Source organism: Bradyrhizobium sp. USDA 4449, assembly GCF_054056275.1.
Genome location: NZ_JBSRYD010000001.1, coordinates 5,244,134 through 5,268,039 on the forward strand (window position 1 = coordinate 5,244,134; position 23,906 = coordinate 5,268,039).

Sequence of the window (23,906 nt, forward strand, 5' to 3'; positions counted from 1 at the left end):
ATGGATTCCGGCTTTTGGGCCGGCAACCATAGTCGATGCGGAGGCCGTGCTCAACTTGCCCGTTACCGCAGCGGCTTCTTCAGCAGCGAGAAGCGATCGGGATCGAGCCCCAGCGAGGGCTGCAGCATCGGCGTTTCAGCAGGCGCGAGCGACCTGGCGGGCGGCGCGGCGAACACCGGGTCGTTCGGCACGTCGCGCTGCGAGGTGGCACCGCGCCAGCGCTCGAGGACGGCGCCGACGAAATGCATGTCGTGGCCGGCGCTGACCGATGGAACGCTCGAGATGGTGGCTTCGCCGCGCGGCAATTGATGGGGGGGCACTTCCTTGAACCGCAGGCGTGTCGGCAGGGCGACGCCTTCGCCGAACGCCAGCACCTCGCGGGTGCCGAGCGAGGGCACGAAGGACAAGAGGTTCGCGGCCGCGTCCGACACCGCGGCGCGCAGCAGCGCCTGGTCGCGGTCGTTGGCAAGACGCATCGTGAACAGCGTGTTGCACTGGGAGATGATGGTCGCGTCGAGCTCTGCGGGCCGCTGCGTGATCAGGCCGAGATAGACGCCGTATTTGCGGCCTTCCTTGGCGATGCGCGACACCGCCTTGCGGGTCGGTCCGAAACCGATGTTGCGGTCGGCGGAGGCGTAACGGTGCGCCTCTTCGCAAACGAACAACATCGGCGAAACGCCGTCGCTCCACAGGCCGAAGTCGAAGGCCATGCGGCACAGCACCGACACGACGGAATCGATGACCTCTGCGGGAAAGCCGGCGAGCTGCATCACCGTCATCGGCTTGCCGTTGGCGGGCAGGCGGAACAGATGGCTGATCACCTCGGCCATGGTGTCGCCGCCGACATTGGCGTTGTCGAACATGAAGGCATAACGCGGATCATTGCGGACCGCCTCGATGCGCGAGATCAGCTTGTGATAGACGATGCGCGAGGAGCGGTTTTCCAGCTTGCCCATGCGCTCGTCGATCAGCGAGATCAAATCGACCAGGCGATACGGCACCGGCGTGTCGACGGTGAAGCCGATCTGCTTGGGGTCGATTCGCTTCAGGCCGAGGCGGTCGGCGCTCTGATACTGCGTGTAAATGCCCTTGGCGATCGGGATCACTTCGGCGAGGACGTCGAGCTCCTCGGGCACGCCGGCACGGCCGCCGAACAGTACGTCGACGATTTCCTCGAAGTTGAACAGCCAGAACGGCAGCTTCAGGTTCCGCGGGTTGAGCACCAGCGCGCGGTCGCCGAAGCAGCGGCCATATTCGTTGTGCACGTCGAGCAGGAAGATGCGCAGGTTCGGGCGCGCCTTCAAGATCTCGTTGAGCAGCAGCGACACGCCCGTGGACTTGCCGACGCCGGTCGATCCCAGGACCGCGAAATGCTTGGAGAGCATCTCCTCAATGTCGACATAGGCGACGACGGAACGGTCCTGCTGGAGGAAACCGACATTGATCTGATCCGAACCGGTCGGCGCGTAGATCGTGCGCAGCTCCTGGCTGGTGATCAGGTCCACGGCATCGCCGATGGTCGGATAATTGGTGACACCGCGCTGGAATTTCGGCTTGTCGGTGGCGTTGAGAATTTCGCCGAGCAGGTCGACCGAGGCGATGGCGATGTAGTCGGGACTCGACAAATTCTCGCAGGACACCTCGGTGATCATGGCGACGATGACCGAGCTGGCGCAGCGGATGCTGACGAAGCGGCCGACTGTGGCCCGAACTTCCGAGACCGGCATCCGGCTTTCCGCCAGAAGCCCGACCCGAGCGAGCGATCCGCGTACCGAAATGACGCGTCCAAAGGATGTCACGATGGATGAACCCGAAAAGTCAGACTGTTTGTCCGACTATGCCGGGACGTCGCTGCACAAACGGTTAAACGACGGGCGCGGGCGCTTTGTTAAATCCGCTACAATTCGGTCGATAGATTTGTTCGCAATGCATTTGGGAGGGGAATCGGCCGGAAAATGTCGCTTTGCCCGGCTTCTTGACCTTAAATCGAATTAAGGAAAATTTTACCATTCGCTCAGTCCGCTCGGTGTCGGGCGATGGCTGTTCATTCGGGCATGGGCGAAGGCTGTAAGGGCCGCGTTGATTTGTTGACGGGACCGAATCATTTGTACATTGGTACAAATGAACCTGCGGCCGGAGTGCCGCTGGGGCGCATCCATGAATATTGCGCCCGCGTCCGATTGCGCGATTCCCTGAACCGGATCGCCACGCCTTTGGAGGCCAACATGCAGCCCGAACCGATCCTCGATCTCGCCCATCTCGGCCACATGGAACTGCTGACGCCGAAGCCCGACGAGAGCCTGAAATTCTTTGTCGACGTCATGGGCATGACCATCAGCGGACAGAAGGGCGAGTCGGTCTATCTGCGCGGCTGGGACGATTATGAGCGCTACTCGCTGAAGCTCACGGCCTCGAAGACGTCAGGCATGGAGCACATGGCGCTGCGCGCGCGCAGCCAGCAGGCGCTCGAGCGCCGCGTCGCCGCGTTGAAGGGCTCTGGCTTCGACATCGGCTGGATCGACGGCGATATGGGGCAGGGGCCGACGTTTCGATGTCGCGACCCCGATGGCCACATCGTCGAGCTCTATTACGAGACCGAATGGTATCAGGCGCCGCCGGAACTGAAGCCGGCGCTGAAGAACCAGGCGCAGCGCTTTCCGGCGCGCGGCGTCAATGTCCGCCGGCTCGACCACCTCAACTGCCTCGCCGTCGACATCAAGGCCAACCGCGAGTTCTTCGAGAACTATCTCGGCTGCCGCCTCACCGAGCAGATCGTGCTCAATGACGGAAGGGAAGCGGCGATGTGGCTGACCATGTCGAACAAGAGCTACGATTTCGCCTATTCGCTCGACCATTCCGGCACGCCGGGCCGCTTCCACCACGTCACCTACGCGCTCGACAGCCGCGAGGAGATTCTTCGCGCGGCTGACATCTTCCTGGAGAACGGGGTGCACATCGAGACCGGTCCGCACAAGCATGCGATCCAGCAGACCTTCTTCCTCTACGTCTACGAGCCCGGCGGCAACCGCGTCGAAGTCGCCAATGCCGGTGCACGTCTCATCCTCGCGCCCGACTGGAAGCCGATCGTGTGGACGGAAGAGGAGCGCAAGAAAGGCCAGGCCTGGGGGTTGAAGACCATCGAGTCGTTCCACACCCATGGCACGCCGCCCGTGGAAGTGAAGAAGCACGCTTAGTGGGTTGAGCGCACCCGCGCGATCGTCTCGCGGACGCCGCTCCACGCCGGCTTGTCGGGCGCGAATTGCCGGCGCAGGAAGGTGACGAGCTCCTCGACCTGCGCGTCGCTCATGCTGGCCCTGAATGCCGGCATGTAGCCGAGGTCGCTCGATGCGGGCTCGGTGATGCCGTGCAAGATCACCTGCACGAGATTGTCCGAGGTCGCGCTGTGCAGATTGCTGTTGAGCGCGAGCGAGGGACGGCTGCCGAACAGCGGCAGGCCGCCGACCTCGTGGCAGACGGCGCAGGCGCCCTGATAGATGCGCGCGCCGCTGGACGAGGCAGCGGTGACTTGCGTTGCGCTTTCGAGCTTCGTGGCCAGTGCGGGCGCGTCGACCGCACCGTCGTTGAACGAGCCGAGATAGACCGCCATCGCGCGGATGTCCTGGTCGGGCAGGGCCTTGAGATCCCTCACGATCGGCGCCATCGGGCCGGCCGCGACGCCATGATAGCGTGAATGGCCGGTGCGCAAATAGGCGAACAGCTCATCCTCGCTCCAGGGGATCGGCGCGTGCGAGAGCGAGGTCAGGGGCGGCGCCTCCCAGCCTTCGGCAAAGCCGCCGGCGAGATAGGCGCCGCGCTGCTCGGCGCCGAGCGCATTGCGTGGCGAATGGCAGCCGCTGCAATGACCGAGGCTCTCGACCAGATAAGCGCCGCGATTCCAGGCTTGCGATTTGGCGGGATCGGGCTTGAACTCCCTGGCCCGGTGGAACAGGGCGTTCCAGCCGGCAAGCAACGGCCGGAAATTGAACGGGAAGGCCAGCGCATTCGCGGGCGCCGTCGTGCGTACTGCAGGCTGTGCCATCAGGTAGGCGTAGAGCGCCTGCATGTCGGCATCGCTGGTCTTCGAGAAGTGCGTGTAGGGGAAGGCGGGATAGAGCCGCCGGCCGTCGCGATGCAGCCCGTCGCGCATCGCGCGCTCAAAGGCGGGATAGGACCAGGCACCGATGCCGGTCTGGACGTCGGGCGTGATGTTGGTCGAGTAGATCGTGCCGAACGGCGTCTCCAACGCGCGGCCGCCTGCGTTGGGCAGGCCACTCGGGCTGGTGTGGCACACCGCGCAATTGCCGAGGGCCGCGAGCTGCTCGCCGCGCGCGATGGTCGCCGCCGAATAGACCGATGCATCGGGCCGCGCGATCGGCGCGATGGCGCGTCCCGGCAGCATCGCCGCGCCGATGCCGATTGCGGCGGTGCAGACGGCCGCAATCGTTGCAAGGATGCCGGCGCGTTTGGCGAACGGATTCTCCCAGATGCGCGATGGAGACGACGTTGCAGGCGCGGGCAGGACCTGCGGCACGGGCGATGCCTCACCGTGCAATCCCTCGAGAATGCGCTCCGGCGTGAACGGCGGCTCGCGGAAGCGCACGCCGGTGGCATCGAAGATCGCGTTGGCGATCGCAGCCGCGCTCGGGACCGAGGCGGACTCGCCGACGCCGAGGGGTGGCTGGTCCTGGCGCGGCAGCATCAAGACGTCGATCTTGGGCAGGTCAGGGAACGGGATGACCGGATAGGCGCCCCATTCCCGCGCTGTTACCGAGCCACGTTCGAACGAGACTTCCTCCATCAACGCGCGGCTGGTGGACTGGATGACGTTGCCCTGGATCTGGTGTCGCACGCCGTCCGGATTGATCATCAATCCGGAGTCCTGTCCTGCGACGACGCGCGTGACGCTGACATCGCCGGTGGTCTTGTTCACGGCGACGTCAGCGACCCAGGCCGACCATGCCGCGCCGTAGCCTGGAAACTTGCTGTGGACGTAGAGCGCGTAGGCGAAGCCGCGCCCGTGCACGACCTCGCCGTCCTTCTCCGCGCGCACCGGCCGCGGCGTCCAGCCCGCGCGTTCGGCCACCGCATTGACGAGATCGACGGCGCGCTGGTCTTTCAGATAGCGCAGGCGGTATTCGATCGGATCGACGCCGGCCTCGGTCGCTGCCTCGTCGATATAGGATTCATGCGCAAAGGTGTTCGGCAACGCCGAGACGCCGCGAAACCAGGAGGCGCGCACGATCGGTGCCATGTCGTGGGCGACGACGCGCATGTGGTCATAGTCGTAAGGCGGGATCGCGGTACGGTCGCCCATCTGGAGCACCGCGGGCTCGGGCGAGATGCGCCCCGTGAGCAGCAGCGCCAGCGTCGGCGCCGCGTTCGAGGGATAGCGCGTGGCGAGATCGTAACCGGCGATGCCGCCGTTGCGGTCGAGGCCGCCATTGACGTCGATCAGCTGCGCGGCGCCTTTGGGCTCCCAGGCGTGCTCCTGCTCGCGCGTCAACTGCACGCGAACGGGACGGCCGACGGCGCGCGAGAGCAGCAGGGCATCTGCCGTGACGTCATCGGCGCAGTTGCGGCCGTAGCAGCCGGCGGCTTCCAATCTAATGACCTCGACCTCGCTCTCGGGACGCTCTACGAGAAGAGCGAGATCGCTGCGCAGCACGTGCGGATTCTGCGTGCCCGACCAGACGCGGATATTGCCGTCGCTGTAGTCGGCGACCGCGCAGGACGGGCCGATCGATGCGTGCATCTGATATGGCCAGACATAGGTGCGCTGCATCGGTTTGGCGGAGCCTGCAATCGCCGCGTCGACGTCGCCCTTCTCGATCAGCGTGCGCGGTGTCGACGGATGGGCGCGGAGCGCGGCCTCGACGTCAGAGAGATCCGTCAGCGTGGGCGTGGGCTTCCAGCTGACCGCGAGTTGTTGCGCGGCGCGAATTGCATTCTCCTCGCGCTCGGCCACCACGCCGACGAAATCGCCGATGTGGACGACGGCCACGAGGCCTGGAACGTCGCCCACCGACGACTCATCGACCGCGATCAGGCTGGTGCCGACGAACGGGCCGGCATCGACGCCGGAATAGGGCGGCCGAACAACACGGCCGTGCAGCATGCCCGGGACGCGGATGTCGTGCACGAAGGTCAGCTCACCCGTTGCTTTGGCAGGTAGATCGACCCGCGGCACCGACTGGCCGACGATGGCGTAGTCGCCGACGGACTTGACGGTGATGTCGTCAGCGAGTTCGAGCCGGATGGTCTCGCCGCCGATCAGCTCGCCATAGCTGACGCTGCGATTGTGACCGCGCACGAGGCCGTCCTCGATCTTCAGCTCTTCGGCCGGCAGCTCCAGCCGCTCCGCCGCCCGCGCGATCAAGAACTGGCGCGCCTGCGCTGCGGCCTTGCGCAGGGGCACCGCGGTGATCTGGATGGTTTCGCTGGCAATCGTCGCGCCCTGGTTCGGCACGACTGCGGTGTCGCCGAGCACGACGACGACGCGGGCAAAGGAGACATCAAGCTCCTCGGCGACGATCTGGCCGAGTGAGGTGCGGATGCCGGTGCCGAGATCGACATGGCCGTTATAGGCATTCACCGAGCCGTCCGCGGTGATGCGGATAAAGGTCTCTGACGTGACCTCGTCCACGGTGCGGACGACGACGAGCGAGCCGCGCTCTTCTCCGTTCGAATGCGGGGAGGCCATCAATCACCGGCCTCGGCGAGTTGGCCGGACGCGCGCATCACGGCGCGCAGGATTTCAACATGGGTGCCGCAGCGGCAGAGATTGTAGCGCAGCGCGGCGAGCGCCTCGTGTTCTGACGGCTGCGGGTTGATCGCGAGCAGCGCCTTGGTGGTCATGATCATGCCGTTGAGGCAGTAGCCGCACTGGGCGGCCTGCTCGTCGATGAAGGCTTGTTGCACGGAGTCAGGCTTGTCGCGCGTGCCGAGCCCCTCGAGCGTCAGGATGTCGCGCCCGGCGCAGCCGCCCACGGGAATCACGCAGGAGCGTGCGGCCATGCCGTCGATCAGGACAGTGCAGGTGCCGCATTCACCGAGGCCGCAACCATATTTCGGGCCGTTGAGTCCGAGATCGTTGCGCAGCACATAAAGCAGCGGCGTCTGGCGCTCTGCCGTGACGTCGTTGATCCTGCCGTTCACGGTGAGGCGGATCGGTGTCTGCGTCATCCTCGTTCCCACGCCTTGCGATCGAAAATTTCTACGTCGCGACGATACCGTTTGTACACAAACGTGCAAGCGCCCATGCCGCAGTGCAGCGCAACTGCCCGCTTTGTGGACAAGGGGGGAGGCAAATGAGGTTTTATTCGGCACGCGCGTCATTTCGCGCGCCGCGCCGCTTGACAGCTATCGGGACCGCGCGCAACATCGTTCGTATACGAATGATAACCGCGGTGGCCTCCGGCTTTGACATGGTGATGGAAACAACGAGCGCTGCCACCGACAAGATCCGCTGCGATGCCTGTCCGGTGATGTGCTACATCAAGCCCGGCGCGGCGGGCGCCTGCGATCGCTACGCCAATCACGAGGGCAAGCTCGTGCGCGTCGATCCGCACGTGATCCTCGAGCGCACCGTCGAGCATGGCGGCAAGCTCGTTCCGTTCAGCCGCACCGAAGACTGGGACGGCAAGCTTGTCCACGAGCCCTCGACCTTCGTGACCGCGATCGGGGCGGGAACGACTTATCCCGACTACAAGCCGGCGCCGTTCATCGTCTCCTCCGAGGTTGATGGTGTCGACATGGTGACCGTCGTCACCGAGGGCATCTTCTCCTATTGCGGCATCAAGGTGAAGATCGACACCGACCGCTATCTCGGTCCTGAGACCGCGACCGTGCGCGCGCAAGGCGAGGCGGTCGGTCACGTCACGACCAGCGAATACGGCTCGCAGATGTTGTCGCTGGGCGGCGTGCATCATCTCACCGGCGGCTCCAAGAAGGAGGGCCGCGTCACCTGCGACACGCTGATGGACCTGGCCAATTGCAAGGCGGTGGAACTGACCATCGACGGTGGCGCCAGCGTGGTGGTGCAGGCCGGGCAGCCGCCGATCGTCAACGGCGTGAAAGAAGAGCGCATGCGCGTCGGCTGTGGCTCGGCGACGATCGGCATGTTCGCCAAGCAATGGCATGGCAAGGTGGATGAAGTCGTCGTGGTCGACGACCACATCACCGGCGTGCTCTCCGAGCATCAGGCCGGCAAGCTGCTCGATATCGCCGACACCGGAATCAAGATGAAGGGCCGGCGTTCGACGCCCGGCCGCTATTTCCAGGTCGCCGATCCCGGTACGGGCTGGGGCGGCACCAACATCTCCGATCCCTTGGCGATCCTCGGTCCGTTCGACGCCAAGGAGGCCAGGCCGGGCCTCTCGATGCTGATGGTGTCCACCACCGGCGAGCATTCGTCTTACTACGTGCTCGACGATGCCTTGAAGCCGGTCGAGACCGAGATGCCCGCCGACCTGAAGTTCTCGGTCGAGCGCATCCAGGAGAATTGCGAGCCTGCGCTGTGCACGGTGCTGTTCATGGCCGGGGCCGGCGGTTCCTTGCGCGCGGGCGTCACCGACAATCCGGTGCGGCTGACGCGCTCGGTGAAGGACGCGCTGACGCGCGTCACCAGCGGCGGCGCGGCGGTGTACGTTTGGCCCGGCGGCGGCATCACCTACATGGTGGATGTGACGCAGATGCCTTCAGGCGCGTTCGGCTACGTGCCGACCCCGGCGCTGGTCGCGCCGATCGAGTTCACGATGAAATTGTCCGACTATGCCGCGCTCGGCGGCCACATGGATCACGTCAAGCCGCTGTCCGAGGTCAGGAGCGGCGACGATGTCCGTCAGCTCTCCTGGCACAACCCGATCCCGGGACCGCGGCCATGACGAGGCTGCCGCAAATCGCCTTGCTGTCTGATGGCCGGCGGCTGCATTTGCAGGACGGGCCGATTGATCTGGTCATCGAGGCGAGGGGGCGTGCCGGCGCCGTGCGTGCGGCCTATGAGGCTGCGGCGCAGCGGTTCAACGGTCTGCTCGATGAACTCTGTGCGGAACTGCCTGAGCTGCGCAAGCCCGCCGAGCAGCGCACTTCGCTTAAAGGCGTCGTGGCGCGTCGGATGCACGCCGCAGTCGCGCCTTTTGTCTCGGACGGCTTCATCACGCCGATGGCCGCGGTTGCCGGCAGTGTGGCCGAGGAAATTCTCGGCGCGATGCTGGACGCTGCGTCGCTTGACCAGGCCTATGTCAACAATGGCGGCGATATCGCGCTGCATCTCGGGCGCGGCGAGCATTTTTCCGTTGGACTGATGGATCGCCCCGATCGCGACGGTGTGATGCGCACCATCAGGGTCGACGAGGATGACGCGGTGCGCGGCATCGCGACCAGCGGCCGCCACGGCCGCAGCTTTTCACTCGGCATCGCCGATGCGGTGACGGTGCTGGCGGCGACGGCTTCGCAGGCCGACGCGGCGGCGACTGTGATCGCCAACGCCGTCGATCTGCCCGGGCATCCGGCCATCGTCAGGCAACCCGCAAACGAGCTTCAGCCCGAGAGCGATCTTGGCGCGCGTCTTGTTACCCGCGGCGTCGGCGAGATCGCGCCGAGCGAGATCACCGCAGCGCTGGAATCTGGCGCGGAATGTGCACGTCAATGCTTCGATCGCGGATTGATCGAGGGTGCCGTTCTCAGGCTTTGTGGTGATATGCTTGTCATCGGAACCAAGGATATAAGAGAGCAACGATCGCGCCCGCTGGTGCTGGAGAACGCGGTCGATGCGTGAACAGGGAAGTGCAACATGAGCGCGATCATCCGCAAGATCGTCACCGTCGTCGAAGAGACGCGGATGGAGATGGGCCGCCAGGTGTCGCCGCCGACCCGGCGGGCGGCGGCGATCGCCGTGATCGAAAATCCCTTTGCCGGACAATATGTCGAGGATCTCTCGCCGCTGATCGCGATCGGCGAGGAGCTCGGTGATCTGCTGGCGAAGCGCGCCGTGGCGGCGCTCGGCATCGATGGCGCGAAGGCGCACAGTTACGGCAAGGCCGCGGCCGTCGGCGAGAATGGCGAGCTCGAACATGCCGCCGCAATCCTTCACCCGAAGATGGGTGCGCCGGTGCGCAAGGTGCTGAGCAAGGGCGCGGCGCTGATTCCGTCGTCGAAAAAGCGCAGCGGGCCGGGCACGACGCTGGACATTCCGCTCGGCCACAAGGACGCGGCCTTCGTACGCAGCCATTTCGACGGCATGGAGGTGCAGATCAACGACGCGCCGCGCGCCAACGAGATCATGGTCGCGGTCGCCGTTACCGACAGCGGCCGTCCGCTGCCGCGCGTCGGCGGGCTGACGGTTGCGGAGATCAAGGGCGAAGACGGGTTGAAATAGAAGACGTGACGAGTCCAGAACTGGAGGTTGGGATGCGAGCAAGAAATTATTTTGTCGGCGCGGCCTTTGCGCTTTTGGCTGCCGGCATGGGCCATTCGGCGCTGGCAGAGGACATCAAGATCGGCGAGATCAACAGCTACTCGCTGCTGCCATCCTTCACCGAGCCCTATCGCAAGGGCTGGCAGCTCGCGGCCGAAGAGATCAACGCTGCAGGCGGCATCAACGGCAAGAAGCTCGTCGTCATCTCCAAGGACGACGGCGGCAAGCCGGCCGATGCGCAGACCGCGGCCAATGAACTCGTCTCCAGTGAAGGCGTGGTGATGCTGACGGGCACGTTCTTGTCCAACATCGGCCTCGCCGTCAGCGACTTCGCCAACCAGAAGAAGGTGTTCTTCCTCGCAGCCGAGCCGCTGACGGACGCGGTGACCTGGGCGAAGGGCAACAAGTACACGTTCCGCCTGCGGCCCTCCAACTACATGCAGGCCGCAATGCTGGTCGAAGCCGCCTCCAAGCTGCCGGCGAAGCGCTGGGCGACGATCGCGCCGAACTACGAATACGGCCAGTCCGCGGTCGCCGTGTTCAAGAAGCTGATGTCGGAGAAGCGCCCTGACATCCAGTGGGTCGACGAGCAGTGGCCGCCGCAGGGCAAGATCGATGCGGGTCCGGTGGTGCAGGCGGTGGCGCAGGCCAATCCGGAAGCCATCCTCAACGTTACCTTCGGCCCCGACCTCGTCAAGCTCGTGCGCGAAGGCAATACCCGCGGCCTGTTCAAGGGGCGCGAGGTCGTGTCCTTCCTGACCGGCGAGCCCGAATATCTCGATCCGCTCAAGGACGAGACGCCCGAGGGCTGGATCGTCACCGGCTATCCCTGGTACTCCATCAAGACGCCCGAGCATGAGGCGTTCCTGAAGGCCTATCAGGCCAAGTACAACGATTATCCGCGCCTCGGCTCGATCGTCGGCTACCAGACCATCAAGGCGGCCGCTGCGATCATCGCCAAGGCCGGATCGACCGATACCGACAAGATGATCGCAGCCGCAGAAGGCATTTCGATGCCGTCGCCGTTCGGCGAGATCACCTTCCGCAAGATCGACCACCAATCGACCTTAGGAGCCTTCGTCGGCAAGACCGCGCAGAAGGACGGCAAGGGCGTGATGGTGGACGCGACCTACAAGAAGGGCTCGGACTATCTGCCGAGCGACGCCGAAGTCGAGAAGCTGCGGCCGAAGGATTAAGAGCCATTCGAACGCTGCTGCCGTAGGGTGGGTTAGCCGAAGGCGTAACCCACCGTCTTCGGTGCCACACGCGAAGAGGCGGCGGGTTACGCTTCGCTAACCCGCCCGACAAGGTCCGCGCTCGCCGCGGAATCGCACCAAGACCCAACCCGGACCGCCGATGGCATTTTACGTCGTACAGTTTCTGACCGGTCTCGCCAGCGCAGCGTCGCTGTTCCTGGTGGCGTCGGGCCTGTCGATCATCTTTGGCGTGACGCGGATCGTGAATTTCGCGCATGGCGCCTTCTACATGATCGGCGCCTACATCGCCTTCACGCTGACCGAGCGCTTCTCCGGCGCGTTCGGCTTCTGGGGCGGCGTCGTGCTGGCGGCGCTGGCCGTGGCGCTGATCGGCGTCCTCGTCGAGATGGTGTTGCTGCGGCGGATCTATCACGCGCCCGAACTGTTCCAACTGCTCGGCACCTTCGGTCTCACGCTGATGGTCGAGGATCTCGTGGTGCTGGTCTGGGGGCCCGACGATCTCGTCGGCCGCCGCGCGCCGGGCTTCAAGGGTGCGGTCGATTTCTTCGGCCAGAGCATCCCGAGCTACGACCTGTTCCTGATCGTGCTCGGGCCCGTCGTGCTCGGCATCCTCTGGCTGCTGTTCCAGCGCACGCGCTGGGGCGTGCTGGTGCGCGCGGCGACGCAGGACCGCGACATGGTCGCTGCGCTCGGCGTGAACCAGAAATGGCTGTTCACGTCGGTGTTCGCCGTCGGCGTCTTCCTTGCCGCGCTCGGCGGCGCCCTCCAGATCCCGCGTGATGCCGTGCACCACGCGATGGATCTGCGCATCATCGTCGAAGTGTTCGTCGTCGTCGTGATCGGCGGCCTCGGCAGCATCGTCGGCGCCTTCGTCGCGGCGGTGCTGGTCTCCGAGCTGAACGCCTTCGGCATCCTGATCTTTCCAAAGATTTCCATCATCCTGGTCTTCCTGGTGATGGCGGTGGTGCTGATCGTCCGCCCGTGGGGCCTGTTCGGCAAGCCGGAGGCGGCGGCACGCAAGACGCCGGGGTTGTCGGTCAATCCCTGGCGGCCACTGACATCGAACGAGCGGCTGGCCGCGCTCGCGGCTCTCGTTGTTGCGGCGATGCTGCCGCTGGTCGCCGGCAACTACGCGCTGACCGTCGGCTCGGAGATCGCGATCTTCGTGATCTTCGCCGTCAGCCTGCACTTCCTGATGTCGGTCGGCGGGCTCGCCTCGTTCGGACACGCCGCCTATTTCGGCCTCGGCGCCTACGGCGTCGCCTTCCTGGCCAAGATGGCCGGGCTGCCGATGGTCGTGTGCCTGTTGCTCGGGCCGCTGCTGGGCTGCATGGGAGCCGGCGTATTCGGCTTCTTCGCCGTGCAGCTCTCCGGCGTTTATTTCGCGATGCTGACGCTCGCTTTCGCCCAGATCGTCTGGTCGATCGCCTTCCAGTGGGTGAGCGTGACAGGCGGAGACAACGGAATTCTGGGCGTCTGGCCGGAGAAATGGGCGGCAAGCCCGTCGCATTTCTATTGGCTCGCGCTCGGTGTCGCGGCGCTCGTGACGATCGCGCTAAGGGTCATGGTGTTCTCCCCGTTCGGCTATGCGCTCCGTGCCACGCGTGACTCCGTGCTGCGCAGCGAGGCTGTCGGCATCAACGCCAAGCGCATCCAGTGGACCGCCTTCGTCATCGCGGGCACCACCGCCGGCATCGGCGGCGCGCTGTTCGCGTATCTGAAGGGCAGCGTTTTCCCTGACAATCTCGGCATCTCGCTCTCGGTCGATGCGCTGGTCATGGTGCTGCTCGGCGGCGTCGAGACTGTCTCGGGCGGCGTGATCGGCGCGATCGTCTACAAGGCCTTGAACATCTGGCTCGTCAGCCAGACCGATCTGTCGAAACTCGTGCTCGGCGGCTTCATCGTGCTGATCGTCGTCGTCTTCCCCAAGGGCATCGTCGGCATGCTGGAGATTTTGGCGCAGCGTCGCAGGAAGTCCTCGCCGCCCGGATCATCTTTGCTTGCCAAGCCGATCGAGTCCGCCGAATGAGCGTCGCACCCCCACTTCTCGAGGTCGAAGGTCTGACCAAATCCTACGGCGGCATCCACGCCGTGCGCGGCGTCTCGTTTTCGCTGCGACCAGGCGAAATCCTGGCGCTGATCGGCCCGAACGGCGCGGGCAAGAGCACCTGCTTCGACATGCTCAACGGCCAGAACCGTCCCGATGCCGGTCATGTTCGCCTCCTCGGCGAAGAGACCACCGGCAAGAAGCCGCGCGAAATCTGGCGGCTCGGCGTCGGACGCACCTTCCAGATCACCGCAACCTTCGCCACCATGACGGTGCGCGAGAACGTGCAGGTCGCGCTGATCTCGCATGGCAAGCAGCTGTTCAATCTCTGGGGCTCGGCGCCGCGCTTCGACCGCGGCGAGGCCGTGCGCCTGCTCGAGCTCGTCGGCATGGGCGGCTACGCCGATCGTCCGTGCGGCGAGCTGGCCTATGGCGACCTCAAGCGGCTCGAGCTCGCCGTTGCGCTCGCCAATGAGCCGAGGCTTCTGCTGATGGATGAACCGACCGCAGGCATGGCGCCGCGCGAGCGGGTCGAGCTGATGCGGCTCACGGCGCAGATCGCGAAGGAAAAGTCCATCGGTGTACTCTTCACCGAGCACGACATGGACGTGGTGTTCGAGCATGCCGATCGCATCATCGTGCTCAATCGCGGCACGCTGATCGCCGAGGGCTCGCCGGCCGAGGTGCGCGGCAACCCGCAGGTGCAGGCGATCTATCTCGGCGAGGGGCTGCTTTACGAAGGCGGGCATCGCGAAGGGGCCTCGGCATGAAGCTGACTGTCGAGGGGCTCAACAGCCATTACGGCCCGGCGCATATCCTGTTCGACATCGGCTTCGAGGTCGGCGAGGGCGAGGTGGTGGCGTTGCTCGGCCGCAACGGCGCCGGCAAGTCGACCACTTTCCGCTCGATCGTCGGCCTGGTCGCACAGCGCACCGGCCGCATCATGTTCGAGGGCAAGGACGTTTCGGCGTGCCCCACGCACGAGATCGTGCGTGAGGGTCTCGGCTACGTGCCGGAGGAACGGCGCATCTTCACGGATTTGACCGTGGAGGAGAATCTGGAGGTCGGCCGCCAGCCCAAGCGGGCGAATGCGCCGTACTGGACGCGCGAAAAGCTGTTCACGCTGTTTCCCAATCTCGGCGAGATGAAGGGGCGTCCCGGCGGCCGCATGAGTGGTGGCGAGCAGCAGATGCTGACCATCGCGCGCACGCTGATGGGCAATCCGTCGCTGGTGCTGCTCGACGAGCCCTCGGAGGGCCTGTCGCCGAAGATCGTGGAGCAGATGGTCGATGCCATCCTGACCATGAAGAAGGAGGGCGTCAGCATCGTCGTCTCCGAGCAGAACCTGCACTTCGCGCGGTTGATCTCCGATCGCGCCTACATCATCGAGCGCGGCCGCATCTGTTTTGGCGGGACGATGGCCGAGCTTGACGCGCGTCCGGATATCCGCGACGCGCATCTGTCGTTGTGAGGGGCGGGGCAGGAATGGCAAGAAGCGTCACGGCGAAGAAGAGCCTCAAGCAGGGCAAGCCGCCTTATGTGCTCGACGAGCAGGTCGGCTTCATTCTGCGCCAGGTCTGGCAGCGCCACAGCTCGATCTTCTCGCGCGACATCGGCACCAACCTGACGCCGACGCAGTGGGCCGCGCTGTCGAGGCTCGCCGAAACGGGACCGTGCTCGCAGAACCAGCTAGGGCGTCTCACGGCGATGGACGTCGCCACCATCAAGGGCGTGATCGATCGCCTCACGGCGCGCGGACTGACTGAGACCAGCCAGGATCCCGAGGACGGCCGGCGGCTGCTGGTGAGCCTGACGCGCGCCGGTCAGCAGCTGTCGGAAAAGCTCGCGCCGAATGCGATTGCGATCACGCGGGAGACGCTGGCGCCGCTCGATGCCAAGGAGCGCGAGCTGCTGATGGGGCTGTTGAATAAGCTGAGGTGACGGTCTCGTAGGGTGGGGTAGCCGCAGGCGTAACCCACCATGCTTCAGCGAATGCTGAACGATGTTGGTGGGTTACGCCTTGCGGTCTGCGCTTCGCACAGCCCACAAGGCTAACCCACCCTACGGCACCATTTTCCTGGCTTACTTCCCGACCACCTCCGGCACCCGGCCCGCCGGCGGCGTGTTGCGGCTGCGTTGCGTCCGCACGATGCCGTCGATGATGGTCATGCCGATGCCGGGGAGGTCGCCGAGCTGGACGCTCTCGAGGATGTTCTTGCCGGGCGAGTGCTGCGCCTTGTCCATGATGACGAAATCGGCGGAGCGGCCCACTTCAATGAGGCCGCAATCGAGCTGCCGCATCCGCGCGGTGTTGCCGGTAGCAAGGCAGAACGCGATCTCAGCCGGCAAATCGCCGAGCGAGGACAGCATCGAAACCATGCGCAGGATGCCGAGCGGCTGCACGCCGGAGCCGGCGGGCGCGTCGGTGCCGAGGATGACGCGATGCAGATCGCCCATCTCGCGCGCGGTGCGCAGCGTGAACAGGGCCGAGCGCTCATTGCCGTTATGCACGAGCTCGAGACCCCGCTTGCAGCCCTCGCAGATGCAGCGGATCTGGTCGTCGGGCAGCGCGGTGTGACCGCCATTGATGTGGCCGACCACGTCGGTGTCGGCTTCCAGCACCACGTCTTTGTCGATCAGGCCGGAGCCGGGGATCGAGGGGCCGCCGGTGTGGATCGTGCTCTGGATGCCGTATTTGCGGGCCCAGCCGACCATCCTGCGCGCGGTCGGGCCGTCCTTGACGCCGCCGAGGCCGACTTCGCCGAGCAGCTTGACGCCGGCTGCGGCGAGCTCCTTGAAATCCTCCTCGACCATCTCGCATTCGATCACGGGTGCGCCGGCGTGAACCTTCACGCCGCCGGGCCGCAAATTCCAGAAGGCGCGCTGGGCGAATATGGCCATGGCCTTCAGCCCGACGACGTCGCGCGGGCGGCCGGGCATGTGCACTTCGCCGGCGGAGATCATGGTGGTGACGCCGCCATGCAGATTGCTGTCGATCCAGCCGATCTGGTTCTGGCGCGGCGTCCAGTCGCCGGCGACAGGATGGACGTGGCTGTCGATCAGGCCGGGCGCCACCGTGGTGCCGTTGGCCTCTACGATCGTGGTCGCGCCTTCAGTGTCGAGGTCCTTGAAGCGGCCGATCGCGGTGATCTTGCCGTTCTCGGCGACGATGGTGTCACCATCCAGGATCGGCTTTTCCATCGCGCCGGACAGGATCAGGCCGATATTGCGGATCACGAGCTTCGACGGTCCGGTGGCCTGGGGTGCGTCATGCGCCATGGAAGGGGTCCTTATTCCTAACTGCAACGCTCTCGATCTTGGGCAGCCTTGACCGCGGGATCAAGCAGGATTATTCATTTGTATACGAATGATCGTATACGAACGACGCATAGCTGCCCGCCTCGAAAATCGCAGATGACGCGCCAGGGAAGGTGAGATGAGCAATTTCAATCAGGAAAGCGTTTTGAGCGTCCACCACTGGACCGACACGCTGTTCTCCTTCAAGACCACCCGCAGCCCGACCTTCCGCTTCCGCAACGGCGAGTTCACCATGATCGGGCTCAAGGTCGGCGAGAAGCCGCTGCTGCGGGCCTACAGCGTCGCCAGCGCCAACTACGAGGACACCCTCGAGTTCTTCTCGATCAAGGTGCCGGACGGCCCGCTGACCTCGCGGCTCCAGCACCTGAAGCAGGGCGACGAGATCATCGTCAGCCGCAAGGCCACCGGCACCCTTGTCATCGACAATCTGGAGGACGGGCGCAACCTCTACCTCATCGGTACCGGCACCGGACTCGCGCCGTTCCTCAGCGTGATCAAGGACCCCGAGACCTACGAGCGGTTCGAGAAGGTCGTGCTGCTGCACGGCTGCCGTCATGTGAAGGAACTCGCCTATGGCGAGATGATCACCGAGCATTTGCCCAAGGACGAGATGCTCGGCGAGTACATCCAGAACCAGCTGATCTACTATCCGACCGTCACGCGCGATCCCTTCCGCAACCGCGGCCGCATCACCGACCTGATCACGTCAGGCAAACTGTTCAGCGATATCGGCCTGCCGGCGCTCGAAGCGGCCCACGACCGCGTCATGATCTGCGGCAGCCCGGCGCTGGTGGCCGACACCCGCGTGCTCCTCGGCGAGCGCGGGTTCGTCGAGGGCAATCATGGCGAGCCGGCCCAGTTCGTGGTCGAAAAGGCCTTTGCCGAGCGCTGAGCCTCGAATAGACCGTATTTTCGCCGCGGCGTGGGCGTTGCCCCGCCGATTCGGCCCTTGATAAACTGTGGGAACGAATCAGCGGAGTTCCCACATGGTTGCGGACAGCGACAGCAACATCGCCTGGCACCGGGTTCAGTTGAAGAAAAACCGCGCCGAGTTGAAGGCGCTGGAGACCGCGCGCTTCACGATGGGCGAGATCGCGTCCTCGAAGCGGAACGGCCAGACCCAGAAGGCGATCGCGGAACTGAAACGCAAGATCGCGCAGTCCGAGCGTGTGATCGCCGATCACGACAAGCGCACGCGCCGTCCGCTCGGTACCGATCTGCAAAGTCTGAGCAATGGCAGCTGGAGCCATTGGGATGCCTACACCAGCCAGCGGCAGCGCAAGGCCGGCCCGCGCACGCCAGGGCGCGGTTAGTCCAGTTGCGCGAGGAGGGTTGGTTCCGGCCCTTGCACCTGCGGCATCGCACACCATCTGGTTGAAGCGCCAGCAAGCTGTCCGGTGATCCCATGATACCGCGCCTCGATTTCACCAGCGAGGCCTTCTTTCGCGATCCGCCACAGGCCATTGCGGCCCTGCGGGCGCAAGGGCCCGTGGTCGCCACGCGTTTTCCCCTCGTCGGCGACGTCTGGATCACGACCACTCACGACGCCGCCGCACAGGTGCTCAAGGACAGCGCGGTTTTTACGCTGCGCAAGGAAGATGGCGACGTGGCCGGCCTGCGCTGGTGGATGCCGGGCCTGGTCAGGACCATCGCCAACAACATGCTGACGATGGACGAGCCGGACCATACCCGGCTGCGGAACATCGTCGACGAAGCCTTTCGCCGCCGCGCCATCCTCGCGATGGAGCCGCGCATCCGCGACATCGCGGATGACCTTGCGGCGGAATTGTTCGCGGAAGGAAGCCCGGCCGATCTCGTGGAGCGCTATGCGCGCATCCTGCCGCTGTCTGTGATCTCCGAGCTGCTCGGCCTGCCCACGGCGGATCGCCCGCGCTTCATCGCCTGGGCCAATGCGATGTCCTCGCTGACGAACGTCGTCAGCTTCTTTCGCCTGCTGCTCGCGTTTCGCAAGATGCGGAACTATCTCCGAGAGCAGCTGCAAATCGCGCGCGAGCGAGGCGGCGAAGGCCTCATCGCAGAGTTGGTCCAGGTCGAACGCGAGGGCCGCGAGATCACGCCGGACGAAATGGTCTCGATGGTGTTCCTGCTGCTTGCGGCGGGCTCCGAGACCACCACGCATCTCATCAGTGGCTCGGTGTACGAGCTGCTCAGGAATCCGGGTCTGCGCGACTGGCTGGAACAGGACTGGAGCCGCGCCGGGCTCGCAGTGGAGGAGTTCTTGCGTTTCGTTTCGCCAGTGCAGTTTTCAAAACCGCGTTATGTGCGACAGAACGTCGAGCTCGAAGGCATGCGGCTGAAGAAGGGTGATCGCGTCATGGTGATGCTCGCGGCGGCGAACATGGATCCGGCGGTGCACGAGCAACCGGCACGGCTCGATCTCGAACGCAAGCCAACCGCCACATCTCGTTCGGCACGGGAATTCATTTCTGCCTCGGCCATCAACTGGCGCGGATCGAGGGGGCGTGTGCGCTCCAGGCGCTGTTGACGCGCTGGCCACGGCTCGGTCTCGCTGTCGATCCGTCTCAAATTCATTGGCGCAAGCGGCCGGGCCTCCGCGCGATCGCGAAATTGCCCGTTGTGGCCGATGCCGGTGAGCGGCGTCAGGTCGTCGATTTGCGCGATGCGACCAGATCTCGTTCCCAGCCGAACACGGAGCGGCCGTCGAGATCGGGCGAGGCTGCACGTTCGCCCTCGATGTAGGCCCCGACCGACGGGCCGCTTGCAGTGCGTTCAAGCCGCCGCGCCTGGTCGTCGAGACGTTTGATCGCTTGCATCTCTTCCTCGCGTCCGAGCTTGGCGCTCTGGATGGCGCCCTTCAGCACGCGGATGGTCTCGTCATAGACCTTGATCGGGACGGGGTAGGGATGCCGGTCCTTGCCCCCATGAGCGAGCGAGAAGCGCGCTGGATCGCTGAAACGATAGGGCGCGCCGTGCACGACCTCGGCGACCATCGCCAGGGAGCGCACGGTACGCGCGCCGACGCCGGGCGTCAGCAGCAGTTCGGGGAAGTCGACCGGCCCGCGCTTGGCAGCCGCCGCAAGCGTGCCGTGCAGGCGGCGCGCGAACACGTCCTTGGGCCTGACATCGTGATGTGCCGGCATGATCAGATGCGGCAGCATGGCCTGCGCGGGCTCGGGCGCCGTCCCGGAGAGCCGTTCGAATTCGGTGAGGATGCGATCGGGGCCGAACTCGGTGAGCAGCTCGAGTTGCGCGCTGCGCGAGACGTCGGCGCGATGGTCGGTCAGATTGACGATCTCGCCCTGCTGCGGGCCGTCGATCGCGCTGTGAGGTGCGTCGACAAAACTCTTCAGTGCCTCGGAATGCCAATGATAGCGCCGGGCCTGGCGCTTGTCGCCGTTCATGCCCTGCTGCACGACGGTCCACTTGCCCTGGGCGGTTACGAAGAAGCCGTGCAGATAAAGATCAAAACCGTCCTGCACCGCGGCGCTGTCGACTTTCGCCACGAGCCGCGAGGCGCGCGTGAGCTTCGCGCCATCGAAGCCGACGCGCTCACCGAGCTGCAACAGCTCGTCCGGCGTCTTGCGCGAATGCTGGCCGCGGCCGCCGCAGACATAGATCCCGAGCTCATCCTGGAGCGGGCCAAGCCCACGCTTCAGCGCGCCGATCACCGATGTCGTGATGCCCGAGGAGTGCCAATCCATCCCCATCACGGCGCCGAACGACTGGAACCAGAACGGATGCGACAGCCGCTGCATGAACTCATCGCGGCCGTAATGATGCACGATCGCCTGCGTGACGATCGCACCCAGCGAGGCCATGCGACTCGCGAGCCATGGCGGAACCCGCCCGGTGTGGAGAGGAAGATCGGCGCTGCCGGTACGTCTGGTCATGGTTGCCTCAAACTAGCGCAGTTCGGCGACGGTTGCACCAGAGGGATGCTGCGTTGCACTCAGCGGGCGGAGCGAAACCCGGCAGAATGCGTTGGCGAGGGCGAGTGCAATACCGGGGACATGAATGAACTGGCAGGCCCTCATGGCCGACATCGACAAGATGTTCGGGTGGATCCCATCATGGTTTATCGGTCTCGGCCTGGTCGCCGGAGCCATGCTGCTTGCGCTGTCGTTCTATCGGCTCGCCGCCTGGCTGCTCAACCGAGCCTTTGGAACCCGGCTTCCGCTCCTGAGCGTCTTCATCGAGCGCACTTCAGGGCCGGCGCAGCTCGCCGTGTGCCTTGCCGCCGTCGCGCTGATTCTGCCGCTTGCGCCGCTCGACGACGCGTTCCGCACCCCATTGACGCGCCTGTTCGTCGTCGCCTTCATCGCGCTGATCGGCTGGATATCGATTCGCGTCGTGGACATGAGTGCGGCGCGGTACTTGCAGAACTTTCGCGACGTCACCGAGAACTTCGTGGCGCGCAAGCACGTGACCCAAGTGCGCGTGTTCAAGCGCGTCACCGACATCATCATCGTCATCATCACGGTCTCGACCGCGCTGATGACGTTCGATTCGGTCAGGCAATATGGCGTCAGCCTGTTCGCCTCGGCTGGTGCCGCCGGTCTCATCGTCGGTCTTGCCGCGCGACCATTGCTCAGCAATCTGATCGCGGGCCTGCAGATCGCGATCACCCAGCCGATCCGGATCGAGGATGCCGTCATCATCGAGAACGAGTGGGGCTGGGTTGAGGATATCGCCGCGACCTATGTCGTGATCCGGCTCTGGGACTGGCGCCGCATGGTGGTGCCACTGTCCTATTTCATCGAAAAGCCGTTTCAGAACTGGACCCGCGATACCGCGTCCCTGATAGGCGTCATCGCGCTTCATGTCGACTATCGCGCGGACGTGCCGCGTATCCGGCACTGGCTCGAGGGAGCCGTGAAAGAGTCGAAACTCTGGGATGGCGCGGTGGTCAACCTGCAGGTGATCGACGCGGATTCGCGCACCATCGAGCTGCGTGCGCTGGTCAGCGCACGCAATGCGCCGCAATCCTGGGACCTGCGCTGCGAAATGCGCGAGAAGCTGATCGCTTTCATCCGCGACGAGATGCCGGAAGCCCTGCCGCGCGAACGCGCCATCCTGATCCCGCAGGGCGGGCGCGACGATGATGAATTCCTGCGACGTGCTGGGTCGTCGGAGAGAATGAGGGCGCGTACGCACAATTGACCGGCGCGCGAGGCATCTTGCTACCCGTGCCCGTGGTTCTTGTTGACGAGACCTGATCTTTTGTACGATAGTACAAATCAGATGTCACGCAAGCCCACCAGCAAGGATACGGCCCGCAAGCCGAACATGCGCGAGGCGATCCTCGCCGCGGCGGAGGAGTTGTTCGCCACCAACGGCTTCAACGCCGTTTCGGTCCGCGATATCGCTCAGGCAGCAGGGGCCAATCCCGGCAGCGTGACCTATCATTTCAAGACCAAGGACGGGCTGCTGCTGGAGATCTACCGGCGCCATTGCGGGCCGATGAACCTGCGCCGCTCCGAGCTGCTCGCGGCCGCCAAGCGCGTGCGCGATCTCCAGGACCGGCTGGAAGCGATCGTGCGGGCCTATGTGGTGCCAGCCTTCACCTCGGGCAGCGATCTCGCCGGCGGCGGGGCGCGTTTCACGCGGCTGCGCGCCGTGATGTCGGCCGAGGGCAACGAAGTCGCGCGGAAAATCATCGCGCAGACGTTTGACGACACCAGCCACGCTTTCATCGACGCGATTCATGAGAGCCTGCCGCACATTCCGCGCACCGACATCGTCTGGCGCAGCCACTTCCTGCTCGGCGCACTCTATTACTCGCTGGTGACGCCGGATCGCGTCTCCCGGCTGTCGCGCGGCGAAGCCGACGGCGGCGATCCCGCCAATGCCATCGAGCAGTTGGTGCAGGCCACCGTCGCCGCGTTTCAGGCGCCGGCGCTGGATCAGGCCGCTCCGGCACGGCGGCGGGCGGTCGCAAGCAGCAAGGTCTGAAGAAGCATTCCCGTTCGGCGGTTGAAGTGATGACGATGTTGTACACGCCGACCATTCCGCCGCCGGATCGCGACACGCGGACACCCGAATTCAAGCTGCCGAAGCTGTCCTGCGATGCGCATTGCCACATCTTCGGGCCCGGCGCGAAATATCCATATTCGCCGGACCGATCCTACACGCCGCCGGATGCCCCGCTCGAAGACTTCAGGGTGTTGCATGCCAAGCTCGGCGTGGAACGTGCGGTCATCGTCAATGCCAGCGTCCACGGCACCGACAATACGGTGGCGCTCGACGCCATCGCGCAGAGCGACGGGGCCTATCGCGCGGTCGCCAATATCGACGACACCATCACCGAGCGCGGCTTGCGTGTGCTGCACGAGGGTGGCTTCCGCGGCTGTCGCTTCAATTTCGTGCGGCATCTCGGCGGGGTTCCCGACAAGCGCGTGTTCAACCGCATCATCGCGATGGTCGCACCGCTCGGCTGGCACATCGATCTGCATTTCGACGCGATCGATCTACCCGAATATGCGGGCATGCTGACAAGGCTGCCGCTGAGCTACACCATCGACCATATGGGACGGGTGAAGGCCGCCGAAGGACCCGACCAGCTTCCGTTCAGGATTTTGATCGAGCTGATGCAGCGCGATGAGAAGTGCTGGGTCAAGATCTGCGGCTCGGAGCGGGTGTCCTCGGCCGGCCCGCCGTTCGCCGACGCGGTGCCGTTCGCACGAAAAATCGTCGAGACAGCCCCTGACCGCGTCATCTGGGGCACCGACTGGCCGCACCCCAACGTGAAGATGATGCCGAACGACGGTGACCTCGTCGATCTCATTCCGCTGTTCGCACCGGAGGCGGAATATCGGCAGAAGATCCTGGTCGACAATCCCGCGCGCCTGTTCGAGTTCGATCGATGACCGCACGCGTGATCGACAAGCCGCAGCCGCTCGGCGACGACGCCTTTGTGATGCCGACGAAC

The 23,906-nt window shown here is 65.0% G+C and carries 19 protein-coding genes and 1 pseudogene; 15 read left to right on the plus strand and 5 right to left on the minus strand.

Annotated elements, in window-relative coordinates; all coding sequences use genetic code 11:
- Positions 1 to 62 precede the first annotated feature (62 nt).
- Positions 63 to 1,799, minus strand: a complete 1,737-nt coding sequence (locus tag ACVIIW_RS24375; RefSeq protein WP_456703068.1) for an ATP-binding protein — start codon at positions 1,797 to 1,799, stop codon at positions 63 to 65.
- Positions 1,800 to 2,225: 426 nt separating this feature from the next.
- On the opposite strand from ACVIIW_RS24375, the gene ACVIIW_RS24380 reads away from it, so the two are divergent.
- Positions 2,226 to 3,194 carry a catechol 2,3-dioxygenase gene (locus ACVIIW_RS24380; protein WP_456703069.1) on the plus strand — a complete coding sequence of 323 codons (969 nt, stop codon included), beginning with the start codon at positions 2,226 to 2,228 and terminating at the stop codon, positions 3,192 to 3,194.
- Here the strand turns inward: ACVIIW_RS24380 and ACVIIW_RS24385 are convergent.
- Both ACVIIW_RS24385 and ACVIIW_RS24390 read right to left on the minus strand, forming a co-directional pair.
- Positions 3,191 to 6,700, minus strand: coding sequence for a molybdopterin cofactor-binding domain-containing protein (locus tag ACVIIW_RS24385; protein ID WP_456703070.1), 3,510 nt, complete (start codon positions 6,698 to 6,700; stop codon positions 3,191 to 3,193). The genes ACVIIW_RS24380 and ACVIIW_RS24385 overlap by 4 nt on opposite strands.
- Positions 6,700 to 7,182, minus strand: a complete 483-nt coding sequence (locus ACVIIW_RS24390; RefSeq protein WP_456703071.1) for a (2Fe-2S)-binding protein — start codon at positions 7,180 to 7,182, stop codon at positions 6,700 to 6,702. Before ACVIIW_RS24390 ends, ACVIIW_RS24385 begins: the two co-directional genes overlap by 1 nt.
- A gap of 242 nt (positions 7,183 to 7,424) precedes the next feature.
- Between ACVIIW_RS24390 and ACVIIW_RS24395 the strand changes: the two genes are divergently transcribed.
- The 8 genes from ACVIIW_RS24395 to ACVIIW_RS24430 all read left to right on the plus strand — a co-directional run bounded on the left by ACVIIW_RS24395 (position 7,425) and on the right by ACVIIW_RS24430 (position 15,619).
- Entirely contained in the window at positions 7,425 to 8,882 is a 1,458-nt protein-coding gene (locus ACVIIW_RS24395; protein ID WP_456705252.1) for a 6-hydroxynicotinate reductase, read from the plus strand.
- Positions 8,879 to 9,775, plus strand: a complete 897-nt coding sequence (locus ACVIIW_RS24400; RefSeq protein WP_456703072.1) for a UPF0280 family protein — start codon at positions 8,879 to 8,881, stop codon at positions 9,773 to 9,775. The genes ACVIIW_RS24395 and ACVIIW_RS24400 overlap by 4 nt, the downstream gene beginning before the upstream one ends.
- Before the next feature lie 15 nt (positions 9,776 to 9,790).
- On the plus strand, positions 9,791 to 10,375 hold the full coding sequence (locus tag ACVIIW_RS24405) for an amino acid synthesis family protein (protein ID WP_092230294.1): 585 nt from the start codon (positions 9,791 to 9,793) through the stop codon (positions 10,373 to 10,375).
- A 32-nt stretch (positions 10,376 to 10,407) separates the two neighbouring features.
- Positions 10,408 to 11,610: an ABC transporter substrate-binding protein gene (locus ACVIIW_RS24410; RefSeq protein WP_456703073.1), complete on the plus strand. Its 1,203-nt coding sequence runs from the start codon at positions 10,408 to 10,410 to the stop codon at positions 11,608 to 11,610.
- Between the two features lie 160 nt (positions 11,611 to 11,770).
- Positions 11,771 to 13,660 (plus strand): ABC transporter permease, encoded by a 1,890-nt coding sequence (locus ACVIIW_RS24415; RefSeq protein ID WP_456703074.1) that lies wholly within the window; start codon positions 11,771 to 11,773, stop codon positions 13,658 to 13,660.
- Complete coding sequence (locus ACVIIW_RS24420; RefSeq protein WP_456703075.1) at positions 13,657 to 14,448, plus strand: ABC transporter ATP-binding protein; 792 nt, start codon at positions 13,657 to 13,659, stop codon at positions 14,446 to 14,448. Before ACVIIW_RS24415 ends, ACVIIW_RS24420 begins: the two co-directional genes overlap by 4 nt.
- Complete coding sequence (locus tag ACVIIW_RS24425; protein ID WP_456703076.1) at positions 14,445 to 15,149, plus strand: ABC transporter ATP-binding protein; 705 nt, start codon at positions 14,445 to 14,447, stop codon at positions 15,147 to 15,149. The genes ACVIIW_RS24420 and ACVIIW_RS24425 overlap by 4 nt, the downstream gene beginning before the upstream one ends.
- Positions 15,150 to 15,163: 14 nt before the next feature.
- Positions 15,164 to 15,619: a MarR family winged helix-turn-helix transcriptional regulator gene (locus ACVIIW_RS24430; RefSeq protein WP_456703077.1), complete on the plus strand. Its 456-nt coding sequence runs from the start codon at positions 15,164 to 15,166 to the stop codon at positions 15,617 to 15,619.
- A gap of 141 nt (positions 15,620 to 15,760) precedes the next feature.
- Here ACVIIW_RS24430 and ACVIIW_RS24435 read toward each other — a convergent pair whose 3' ends face one another.
- Entirely contained in the window at positions 15,761 to 16,957 is a 1,197-nt protein-coding gene (locus ACVIIW_RS24435; protein WP_456703078.1) for an amidohydrolase family protein, read from the minus strand.
- 157 nt (positions 16,958 to 17,114) lie between these two features.
- Here ACVIIW_RS24435 and ACVIIW_RS24440 point away from each other — a divergent pair, with 157 nt between their 5' ends.
- The 3 genes and pseudogenes from ACVIIW_RS24440 to ACVIIW_RS24450 all read left to right on the plus strand — a co-directional run bounded on the left by ACVIIW_RS24440 (position 17,115) and on the right by ACVIIW_RS24450 (position 19,717).
- Positions 17,115 to 17,888 carry a ferredoxin--NADP reductase gene (locus ACVIIW_RS24440; RefSeq protein WP_456703079.1) on the plus strand — a complete coding sequence of 258 codons (774 nt, stop codon included), beginning with the start codon at positions 17,115 to 17,117 and terminating at the stop codon, positions 17,886 to 17,888.
- Positions 17,889 to 17,982: 94 nt separating this feature from the next.
- Positions 17,983 to 18,309 (plus strand): hypothetical protein, encoded by a 327-nt coding sequence (locus ACVIIW_RS24445; protein ID WP_456703080.1) that lies wholly within the window; start codon positions 17,983 to 17,985, stop codon positions 18,307 to 18,309.
- Between the two features lie 92 nt (positions 18,310 to 18,401).
- A pseudogene (locus tag ACVIIW_RS24450) lies at positions 18,402 to 19,717 on the plus strand (cytochrome P450).
- On the opposite strand, the gene ACVIIW_RS24455 reads toward ACVIIW_RS24450, so the two are convergent.
- Positions 19,618 to 20,868 carry a DUF763 domain-containing protein gene (locus ACVIIW_RS24455; RefSeq protein ID WP_456703081.1) on the minus strand — a complete coding sequence of 417 codons (1,251 nt, stop codon included), beginning with the start codon at positions 20,866 to 20,868 and terminating at the stop codon, positions 19,618 to 19,620. The pseudogene ACVIIW_RS24450 and the gene ACVIIW_RS24455 sit on opposite strands and share 100 nt — an antisense overlap.
- A 124-nt stretch (positions 20,869 to 20,992) precedes the next feature.
- On the opposite strand from ACVIIW_RS24455, the gene ACVIIW_RS24460 reads away from it, so the two are divergent.
- The 3 genes from ACVIIW_RS24460 (at position 20,993) to ACVIIW_RS24470 (ending at position 23,844) form a co-directional block, all read left to right on the plus strand.
- On the plus strand, positions 20,993 to 22,138 hold the full coding sequence (locus ACVIIW_RS24460) for a mechanosensitive ion channel family protein (protein WP_456703082.1): 1,146 nt from the start codon (positions 20,993 to 20,995) through the stop codon (positions 22,136 to 22,138).
- An 81-nt stretch (positions 22,139 to 22,219) separates the two neighbouring features.
- A complete protein-coding gene (locus ACVIIW_RS24465; RefSeq protein ID WP_456703083.1) occupies positions 22,220 to 22,930 on the plus strand; it encodes a TetR/AcrR family transcriptional regulator in 711 nt (236 codons plus the stop codon).
- 29 nt (positions 22,931 to 22,959) lie between these two features.
- Positions 22,960 to 23,844, plus strand: a complete 885-nt coding sequence (locus ACVIIW_RS24470) for an amidohydrolase family protein (protein WP_456703084.1) — start codon at positions 22,960 to 22,962, stop codon at positions 23,842 to 23,844.
- Positions 23,845 to 23,906: the final 62 nt, after the last annotated feature.